Genomic DNA, 8,627 nt, shown 5'->3' with positions numbered 1-8,627 from the left:
CAGATCAGAATTCCGCGCTGCCGGCAGCGCGGGGAAACGGGATGGCGTCGCGAATGTTGGCGACGCCGCAGATGTAGCACAACAGACGTTCGAAGCCGAGGCCAAAGCCGGCGTGCGGCACCGTGCCGTAGCGGCGCAGGTCGCGATACCAGTTGTAGGTGGCCGGATCCAGTCCGAACTGGCGCATGCGCGCGTCCAGTGGCTCCAGTCGCTCCTCACGCTGTGCGCCGCCGATGATTTCGCCGATACCCGGTGCCAGCACGTCCATTGCCGCGACGGTCCTGCCGTCATCGTTCAGACGCATGTAGAAGGCCTTGATCGCTTCAGGGTAGTTCATCACCACCACCGGACGACCGACGTGTTCCTCGACCAGGTAACGCTCATGCTCGGTCTGCAGGTCCACGCCCCATTCGACCGGGTATTCGAATTTTCTGCCGGATTTTTTCAGGATCTCGACGGCGTCGGTGTATTGGATACGTTCGAACGGTGCCTCGACAAAGGCTTCCAGGCGGCGGATGGCATCCGGCTGCACGCGCTCGGCGAAGAACGCCATATCGTCGGCGCGCTCGTCGAGCACGGTACGGAAGATCGATTTGAGGAAGGCCTCGGCCAGGTCGGCGTTGTCGTCGAGGTCGGCAAAGGCGATCTCCGGTTCCACCATCCAGAATTCGGCCAGGTGGCGGGGGGTGTTGGAGTTTTCGGCACGGAAGGTCGGGCCGAAGGTATAGACCTTGCTCATCGCCAGGCAATAGGCCTCGACGTTGAGCTGGCCGGAAACGGTCAGGAAGGCTTCGCGGCCGAAGAAATCCTTGCGGAAGTCGATCGCGCCCGTGTCGTCACGCGGCAGGTTGGCCAGGTCCAGCGTGGACAATCGGAACATGTCCCCGGCGCCTTCGGCATCGGAAGTGGTGATGATGGGTGTGTTGATCCAGTAAAAACCCTGCTCGGTCAGGAAACGGTGAATTGCCATCATCACCGTGTGACGCATGCGCGTGACCGCGCCGAACAGGTTGGTACGCGGGCGCAGGTGGGCCACTTCGCGCAGGAACTCCATGGAATGCTGCTTGGGCTGGATGGGGTAGGTCTCCGGATCGTCGACAAAACCCGGGACCTCGACCTGATTGGCCTGGATCTCGAAGCCCTGGCCCTTGCCCTGGGAAACCACCAGCGTGCCGGTGACAATCACGCTCGCACCGGAGGTCAGGTGGCGCACGTCGTCGTCGTAGTTGGGCAGCTCGGCCGGCACCACAGCCTGGATCGGTGCGAAACATGAGCCGTCGCTGATATGCACGAACGAGAGTCCGGCCTTGGAGTCGCGCCGTGTGCGCACCCATCCGCGAACCGTGACCTGGTGGCCTTCCCCGGGCTGTCCGGCGAGGGCCTGCTTGACGCTGACCACCGTCATTTCGTTTGAAACTCCTGCTGGGACGCCCCATCTTGGGCGTCAAGGACGTTGACCACCATCATAATCGACCTGCCGTGGTTGCTGCGAGTTTCGGTGGGCTCGATCGTCCGCGACGCGTACAATGGACCCATGCAGAACCTCACGAGCACCATCATGAATATTCAGATCACGCCCACCGCCCGCGAACGCATGACCGTTTTCCTGGCCAGCAATCCGCAGGCCGAGGGGGTACGTTTCGGCGTGCGCAGCACGGGCTGTTCGGGTTTCGGCTACGTGGTCGAGCTGGCCGGCTCGGCCAGCGAGGGTGATGAAGTGGTGCATGTCGACGGCGTGCCGTTGATCGTGGATGCTGCCAGTCGCCCGCTGGTCCAGGGCACGGTGATCGATTTCCAGCGCCAGGGCCTGAACACCAGCTTCGTGTTCCACAATCCCAATGCGACCGGTGAATGTGGTTGCGGGGAGAGCTTCACCGTGGATGCACCCGCAGACTGAACCTGGCGCGGCTCAGCCTGCACGCACACATTTCAATCACTTGCGGGCACCGTGAGTCCACGGAACGCTTGCGCCACGCGCGCAGGACAACGTACAATTCCGCTTCTGTCCGGAGCACTTGCGGCCGGTCAGCACCTTGCCTCACCGCACGTGCGGGAGGCTGCCTTCCCCGCGGAAGATCACGGGGAGACATCCACGAGGAGACAACATGCGTCATTACGAAATCGTGTTCCTGGTCCATCCGGACCAGAGCGAGCAAGTGCCTGCCATGATCGAGCGCTACAAGACGCTGATCGAGGAAAACAAGGGCGCCATCCACCGCCTCGAGGACTGGGGCCGTCGTCAGCTAGCCTACAGCATCGAGAACCTGGCCAAGGCCCACTACGTGCTCATGAACATCGAGTGCGGACAGGAGGTTCTGGACGAGCTGGAGTCGGGTTTCCGCTTCAACGATGCGGTGATCCGCCACATCGTGCTCAAGCGCCCGGGGGCCGACACCGAGCAGTCGCCGATCCTCAAGAGCAAGGAAAAAGAGGACTCCAAGTCCGCACCGCGTCGCCGTGACGATGATGATCGCGGAAGCGATGGCGACGACAATTCTGATAACGACAACGATCGCGACAGCGACGACTGAGTCGGGAGATAGCCATGTCCAAGTTTTTCCGTCGCCGCAAATTCTGCCGCTTTACCGCCGAGGGCGTGAAAGAGATCGATTACAAGGATCTCAACACGCTGCGCCAGTACATCACCGAGACCGGCAAGATCGTGCCCAGCCGCATCACCGGCACCAAGGCCCGTTATCAGCGCCAGCTGGCTACCGCGGTCAAGCGTGCGCGTTTTCTGGCGCTGCTGCCGTACACCGACAGCCACGACGCATAAGGCACCGTGGCACCAGCGTTTCCCCGTGCACGGGGAAACGGCCTGAAAGGCAAAGGGTGCGTCCGGACGAAGCACCATACGGCAACTGACCGGTCGGTGCTCCGTCGGCTCGCCCCCGGACCAGCCCCTCCCCGCAAGCGGAGGAGGGGTGCTAGACCATTCGGACAACCGTCCACAAGGCTGCGCCGGCCCAACGGTGCTAACGAATACGGGAACATACCCATGCAATTGATCCTCCTCGAGAAAGTGAAGAACCTCGGCAACCTGGGCGACAAGGTCATCGTCAAGCCTGGTTATGGACGCAACTATCTGCTGCCGCAGGGCAAGGCTGTGCCGGCCAATGCGGAAAACCTGGCCGAGTTCGAGAAGCGCCGCGCCGAGTACGAAGCCAAGGAAAAGGATCTGCTGCAGGGCGCCGAGGGCCGCAAGGCCAAGATCGATGGCACCGAGCTGACCATCACCGCCAATGCCAGTCCCGAAGGCAAGCTGTACGGGTCGGTGGGACCGCGCGAGATATCCGAGGCACTGGCCGCGCGTGGCCTGGAAGTCGACAAGGGCGAGATCGTCCAGCCTGAAGGTGCGATCCGCAACACGGGCGAATATGAAGCGCACATCGTTCTTCACGCCGACGTGCAGGCGCAGGTCAAGGTCGTCGTCACCGGCGAGTGATCCCGACGCAAACCGCACGCGTGGACGGGCGCCCCGGTGGCGCCCGTTCTTTTATGCGGGATGCGTTGCATACACCTCTGTCCACAGCAAATAACAGCTTATCCACAGAGTTGTTGTATCGGCATTTGCGACAGTGCTGCGTATCATGGATGGAAGGTGCAGAAGGACTTTGACATGAACGTGCTTCCCGAACGCAATGCGGCGCCATCCGTCGAGACCCTTCGCGTCCCCCCTCATTCGATCGAGGCCGAGCAGTCCGTGCTGGGCGGGTTGATGCTCTCGCCGGAAGCCTTCGACCGCATCGCCGATCGCCTCACCGAAGACGATTTCTACCGCAAGGATCATCGCCTGATCTGGCGCGCCATCAACGGTCTGGCCGATCGCAACATGCCGTTCGACGCGGTGACCCTGGGCGACTGGTTCGAGGCCAATGAACTGGGCGAGATGATCAGCGGTCCGGGCTATCTGGTGGAGCTGGCCAACAGCACGCCAAGCGCGGCCAACATCAGCGCCTATGCGGACATCGTGCGCGAGAAGTCGGTGCTGCGGCAATTGATTGATGCCGGCACCACCATCACCGCCAACGGGTACCGTCCCGAGGGTCGCAGTACCCAGGAGGTGCTGGAGGCGGCCGAGCAAAGCGTGTTCCACATCGCCGAGGCCGGCGCACGCGGGCGCAAGTCCAGCGTGCCCATGCGCGTGGCGGTCAAGGATGCCTTTCGCCTGCTCACCGAGCGCTACCAGAACCGTGGTCAGCTGACCGGCTTGCCGACCGGCTTCGCCGACCTGGACGAAAAGACCGCCGGCCTGCAGCCGTCGGACCTGATCATCGTTGCCGCGCGCCCGTCCATGGGCAAGACCGCGCTGGCGGTGAATATTGCCGAGCACGCGGCGATCCGCAACAAGAAGGCGGTAGCCATCTTCTCGATGGAAATGTCAGCCTCGCAGCTGGCCTTCCGCCTGATCTCCTCGGTCGGGCGCATCCACCAGCAGAACCTGCGCACCGGCGATCTGGCCGAAGAGGATTGGCCGCGCGTGACCTCGGCCATCACCATGCTTTCCGATGCCAAGATCTTCATCGACGACACGCCTGCGCTGTCACCGGTCGACCTGCGTTCGCGCGCGCGTAGACTGCAGCGCGAGCACGGCGGCCTGGGCCTGATCGTGATTGATTACCTGCAGCTGATGCAGGTGCCCGGCAACAAGGAGAACCGCGCCACCGAGATTTCAGAAATCTCCCGTGGCCTGAAGGCCCTGGCCAAGGAGCTCGACGTACCCGTGGTGGCGCTGTCGCAGCTCAACCGGTCACTGGAGCAGCGCGCCGACAAGCGTCCGATGATGAGCGACCTGCGCGAATCGGGCGCCATCGAACAGGATGCCGACGTGATCCTTTTCATCTACCGTGACGAGTACTACAACTCCGAATCGACCGACAAGGGCAAGGCCGAAATCATCATCGGCAAGCAGCGTAACGGTCCGACCGGCATGATCAAGCTGACCTTCCTGGGCCAATACACCAAGTTCGAGAATTTCGCGCCGGAGTCCTATGCCGGGGCGTTCGAGTGAACGCCGGGTTGCTGTAAGCATGAGCCGTCTCGCCACCGCGACCATCCACCTGGGCGCGTTGCGCCACAACCTGGCCCGCATCCGCGAACACGCCAGCGGCGCGCGAGTGATGGCGGTGGTCAAGGCCGATGGCTACGGCCATGGTCTGGAACGGGTGGCGCGCGCACTGCACGAGGCGGATGCCTTCGGCGTGGCCGCCATTGCCGACGGCCAGCGCCTGCGCGCGGCGGGACACCGTCAGCGCATCGTGGTGCTGTCGGGACCGGACAGCGCCGGTGACCTGGCCGAGATGCGACGCCTGGACCTGGATGCCGTGATCCACCACCAGAGCCAGCTCGACTGGCTGGCCGACGATGCCGATGGCCGGCCGCTGCGCGTGTGGCTCAAGATCGATTCCGGCATGCACCGGTTGGGCTTCCCCGCGATGCGGGTGCCGGAGGTGCATGCGCGGCTCGCGGCCATGCCCAATGTTGCCGACGAGATCGTGCTGATGACCCATTTCGCGGCCTCCGACGAGTTCGAAAACTGCCTGACGGCGCGCCAGATCGAGACGTTTCGCACGGCCACCGAGGGTTTGCCGGGTCCGCGCGCACTGTCCAATTCCGCTGGCGTGCTGGGGTGGCCCGATGCACGTGGCGACTGGGTCCGCGTGGGCGGCCTGCTGTACGGGCTGTCCGTGGTCGAGGGGCGTTGCGGCGCCGATTTCGGATATTGCCCGGCGATGACGCTGGGGACCCGCCTGATCGCAGTCAATGACCTGCACAAGGGTGACCGGGTGGGGTATGCCGCCACCTGGCTGGCGCCCGAGGACATGCGTCTGGGGGTGGCGGCCATCGGTTATGGCGACGGCTACCCGCGCAGCGCGGTCGCGGGAACCCCTGTGCGTATCCGCGGGCGTACCACACAGATCGTGGGACGGGTATCGATGGACCTTGTGACCGTGGACCTTCGCGACCTGCCCGATGCCGGGGTGGGCGACGAAGTGATCTTGTGGGGCGCGGAGCTGCCGGTGGAAACGGTGGCCGCGCACGCCGGAACCATCGGTTATGAGCTGACCTGTGGCATGACACGCCGCGTACTGTTCATGGAGGACGAATGATGGCCAAGGCCAGGACCGCCTACGTGTGCGGCGATTGCGGTGCCGAACACAGCAAGTGGCAGGGCCAGTGCATGGCCTGCGGGGCCTGGAACACGCTCAGCGAATTCGTGGTGCAGCCCGCCAAGGCGGCATCCGGTGGCGGCGTCAGCGTCGGTGCGCATCGTGACGGCTATGCCGGCGCGCGTGGCGAGGCGGCGAAGGTCACGCCGCTGACGGCCGTCGCGACCGAGGTCGAGGCGCGCACGCTGACCGGCATCGGCGAGCTCGACCGTGTCCTCGGCGGCGGCCTGGTGGAAGGCTCGGTGGTCCTGATCGGCGGTGATCCAGGGATCGGCAAATCGACCCTGCTGCTGCAGATGCTGGGCACGCTGGGCGAGCGCCTGCCGGGCGTATATGTGACCGGCGAGGAATCGCTGGCGCAGGTGGCCTCGCGCGCGCAACGCCTGGGCCTGCCGCTGGAGCCTCTGCAGGCGTTGGCCGAGACCTGCATCGAGCGCATCCTGGAGCAGGTCCGGGACAGCCACCCCAAGGTGTTGATCATCGATTCCATCCAGACCATCTGGACCGACCTGCTGACCGCTGCGCCCGGTTCGGTCAGCCAGGTGCGCGAGTCCGCGGCCAAGCTGACCCGCTTTGCCAAGCAGACCGGCACCAGCGTGCTGCTGGTCGGCCACGTGACCAAGGAGGGCGGTATCGCCGGCCCGCGCGTGCTTGAGCACATGGTCGATGCCGTGCTGTATTTCGAGGGCGAAGCGGGCAGCCGTTTCCGCGTGCTGCGTGCGTTCAAGAACCGTTTCGGCGCAGTCAACGAACTGGGTGTGTTCGCGATGTCCGACAAGGGCCTGCGCGAAGTGCCCAACCCGTCGGCCATTTTCCTGTCGGCGCACCAGGGCCCGACATCCGGCAGCGCCATCATGGTCACGCGCGAAGGCACGCGGCCGCTGCTGGTGGAAGTGCAGGCGCTGGTCGACCAGTCCTCGCTGGGCAATCCGCGGCGCGTGGCGCTGGGTCTGGAGCAGAACCGCCTGGCCATGCTGCTGGCGGTGCTGCATCGCCATGGAGGCGTGGCGGCCTACGACCAGGATGTGTTCGTCAACGTGGTCGGTGGCATCCGCGTGCAGGAAACCGCGGCCGACCTGCCGGTGCTGCTGGCGGTACGCTCGAGCCTGCACGATCGCCCCCTGCCGGACAAGACCGTGGTCTTTGGCGAGGTCGGCTTGTCCGGCGAGATCCGCCCCGTGCCGAATGGCGAGGAACGGCTCAAGGAGGCAGCGCACCACGGTTTTCTGCGGGCCATCGTGCCGAAGGCAAACCTGCCCAAGAAAAAGCGCATCGGCGAGATGCAGGTCGTCGGTGTGGATCGCCTGGACCAGGCGCTGGATGCAGCGGACGGTTGACGGGTGGTTTCTTAGTTCCGGGAACCCGGCTCAGGTCGTGTGACGTTGACTGGTGAAAAACCCTTTGAACGTCAGGCGTCCCTGGGACGGGTCTTCGGACAATCGGCTCGGGTCGGCGATGTCGCCCGTGTGCAGGATGTTGCCGTCGTGGAAGATCATCCGGTTGCATCGGGCGGGCACTTGGCCGATGTGGCTCTGGAAGTACGTGTGAAGCGCTTCCCCGCGCGCCTGCGGCGGCAGCAGGCAGGTGCCCGGATAGGCGATGAAATGGCTAGACCACCGGGTGATGCAGGATCATTTCCAGTACGAACTTGGTGCCGAAGAACGCCAGCACCAGCACAGCCATGCCGAACAGGGTCAGGTTGACTGCACGGGTGCCGCGCCAGCCATGTCGCCAGCGTCCCCAGAGCAAGGCGCCGAAGACCAGCCAGGCGATGATGGAAAGGATCGTTTTCTGCACCAGATGCTGGCCGAAGACGTTGCTCACGAACAGGGTGCCGGTGACCAGGGTGAGCGTCAGCAAGGTGAAGCCGGCATGGATCAGGCGGAACAGCAGGCCTTCGGTAAGCGTCAGCGGCGGCAGGGCGCGCAACCAATGGCCAAACTGGCTGCGTCGAAGGGCACGCTCCTGAACCGCGAGCAGAATGGCCAGGGCCGCTGCGATGGAGAGGACGCCGAACGCCAACAGCGCCACGGTCACGTGCAGCTTGATCTGCCAGTCGATCGGGGTCGGCGCCGTCGGCGGCGCAATGAATTTGTCGATCGCCAGCAGGATGGCCGTCAACGGAAAGATGATCACGCCGAGCCCGGCGACCGGTCGCGAGAGGTTGACCAGCAGGGTCAGGGTGGAGACCACCCAGGCCACCAGCGACAGGGCGGCGAAGAAATGCAGGTCCAATGCACCGCGATGCATGCCCAGCAGCACTGCCGCATGGGCCAGCACGGCCAGCGTCGCCATGCCCATGGCCGGTCGTGTCAGGGGCGCGCGACCATTCAGCAGAGGTCGACCCAGCGCGCCGGCGGCGGCCAGATACAGGGCGATGGCAAACAGGCTGGCGATTGTGACGAACATGACGCGCAAGTGTCGCACAGGCGCACGTCACAGGTGAATGCATCGTTC

At 64.5% G+C, this 8,627-nt stretch carries 10 protein-coding genes; 7 read left to right on the top strand and 3 right to left on the bottom strand.

Translation table 11 applies throughout. The features are described 5' to 3' along the window. Positions 1 to 4: 4 nt before the first annotated feature. A complete protein-coding gene (asnS, locus tag PF446_RS03105; protein WP_298069627.1) occupies positions 5 to 1,405 on the bottom strand; it encodes an asparagine--tRNA ligase in 1,401 nt (466 codons plus the stop codon). 153 nt (positions 1,406 to 1,558) lie between these two features. Here asnS and PF446_RS03100 point away from each other — a divergent pair, with 153 nt between their 5' ends. From PF446_RS03100 to radA, 7 genes are all read left to right on the top strand, one after another. After that, positions 1,559 to 1,897, top strand: coding sequence for an iron-sulfur cluster assembly accessory protein (locus tag PF446_RS03100; protein WP_298069625.1), 339 nt, complete (start codon positions 1,559 to 1,561; stop codon positions 1,895 to 1,897). A 208-nt stretch (positions 1,898 to 2,105) separates the two neighbouring features. Further along, positions 2,106 to 2,531: a 30S ribosomal protein S6 gene (gene rpsF, locus PF446_RS03095; protein ID WP_298069623.1), complete on the top strand. Its 426-nt coding sequence runs from the start codon at positions 2,106 to 2,108 to the stop codon at positions 2,529 to 2,531. A 14-nt stretch (positions 2,532 to 2,545) separates the two neighbouring features. Next, positions 2,546 to 2,776: a 30S ribosomal protein S18 gene (gene rpsR / locus PF446_RS03090; RefSeq protein ID WP_043101463.1), complete on the top strand. Its 231-nt coding sequence runs from the start codon at positions 2,546 to 2,548 to the stop codon at positions 2,774 to 2,776. A gap of 222 nt (positions 2,777 to 2,998) precedes the next feature. Then, a complete protein-coding gene (gene rplI / locus PF446_RS03085; protein ID WP_298069618.1) occupies positions 2,999 to 3,445 on the top strand; it encodes a 50S ribosomal protein L9 in 447 nt (148 codons plus the stop codon). Between the two features lie 60 nt (positions 3,446 to 3,505). Next, positions 3,506 to 5,011, top strand: a complete 1,506-nt coding sequence (locus tag PF446_RS03080; RefSeq protein WP_298069615.1) for a replicative DNA helicase — start codon at positions 3,506 to 3,508, stop codon at positions 5,009 to 5,011. 19 nt (positions 5,012 to 5,030) lie between these two features. Next, on the top strand, positions 5,031 to 6,110 hold the full coding sequence (alr, locus tag PF446_RS03075) for an alanine racemase (protein WP_298069611.1): 1,080 nt from the start codon (positions 5,031 to 5,033) through the stop codon (positions 6,108 to 6,110). Then, positions 6,110 to 7,507 (top strand): DNA repair protein RadA, encoded by a 1,398-nt coding sequence (gene radA / locus PF446_RS03070; protein WP_298069632.1) that lies wholly within the window; start codon positions 6,110 to 6,112, stop codon positions 7,505 to 7,507. Before alr ends, radA begins: the two co-directional genes overlap by 1 nt. A 30-nt stretch (positions 7,508 to 7,537) precedes the next feature. Here the strand turns inward: radA and PF446_RS03065 are convergent, their stop codons facing one another. Beyond that, positions 7,538 to 7,696, bottom strand: a complete 159-nt coding sequence (locus tag PF446_RS03065; RefSeq protein ID WP_343224647.1) for a DUF6445 family protein — start codon at positions 7,694 to 7,696, stop codon at positions 7,538 to 7,540. Between the two features lie 82 nt (positions 7,697 to 7,778). After that, on the bottom strand, positions 7,779 to 8,579 hold the full coding sequence (gene ccsA / locus PF446_RS03060) for a cytochrome c biogenesis protein CcsA (protein WP_298069609.1): 801 nt from the start codon (positions 8,577 to 8,579) through the stop codon (positions 7,779 to 7,781). Positions 8,580 to 8,627 lie beyond the last annotated feature (48 nt).

This window comes from Oleiagrimonas sp. (genome assembly GCF_027858935.1).
Classification (GTDB): domain Bacteria; phylum Pseudomonadota; class Gammaproteobacteria; order Xanthomonadales; family Rhodanobacteraceae; genus Oleiagrimonas.
Note: the sequence above shows the minus strand (reverse complement) of the source record. Positions and strands in the feature narration are given on the sequence as shown.

Bases quoted from the DNA above. Each gene is read 5' to 3' on its own strand.
- rplI (WP_298069618.1), top strand. From the start codon at position 2,999: ATGCAATTGATCCTCCTCGAGAAAGTGAAGAACCTCGGCAACCTGGGC.
- asnS (WP_298069627.1), bottom strand. From the start codon at position 1,405: ATGACGGTGGTCAGCGTCAAGCAGGCCCTCGCCGGACAGCCCGGGGAA.
- PF446_RS03100 (WP_298069625.1), top strand. From the start codon at position 1,559: ATGAATATTCAGATCACGCCCACCGCCCGCGAACGCATGACCGTTTTC.
- PF446_RS03080 (WP_298069615.1), top strand. From the start codon at position 3,506: ATGCGTTGCATACACCTCTGTCCACAGCAAATAACAGCTTATCCACAG.
- ccsA (WP_298069609.1), bottom strand. From the start codon at position 8,579: ATGTTCGTCACAATCGCCAGCCTGTTTGCCATCGCCCTGTATCTGGCC.
- alr (WP_298069611.1), top strand. From the start codon at position 5,031: ATGAGCCGTCTCGCCACCGCGACCATCCACCTGGGCGCGTTGCGCCAC.
- radA (WP_298069632.1), top strand. From the start codon at position 6,110: ATGGCCAAGGCCAGGACCGCCTACGTGTGCGGCGATTGCGGTGCCGAA.
- rpsF (WP_298069623.1), top strand. From the start codon at position 2,106: ATGCGTCATTACGAAATCGTGTTCCTGGTCCATCCGGACCAGAGCGAG.
- rpsR (WP_043101463.1), top strand. From the start codon at position 2,546: ATGTCCAAGTTTTTCCGTCGCCGCAAATTCTGCCGCTTTACCGCCGAG.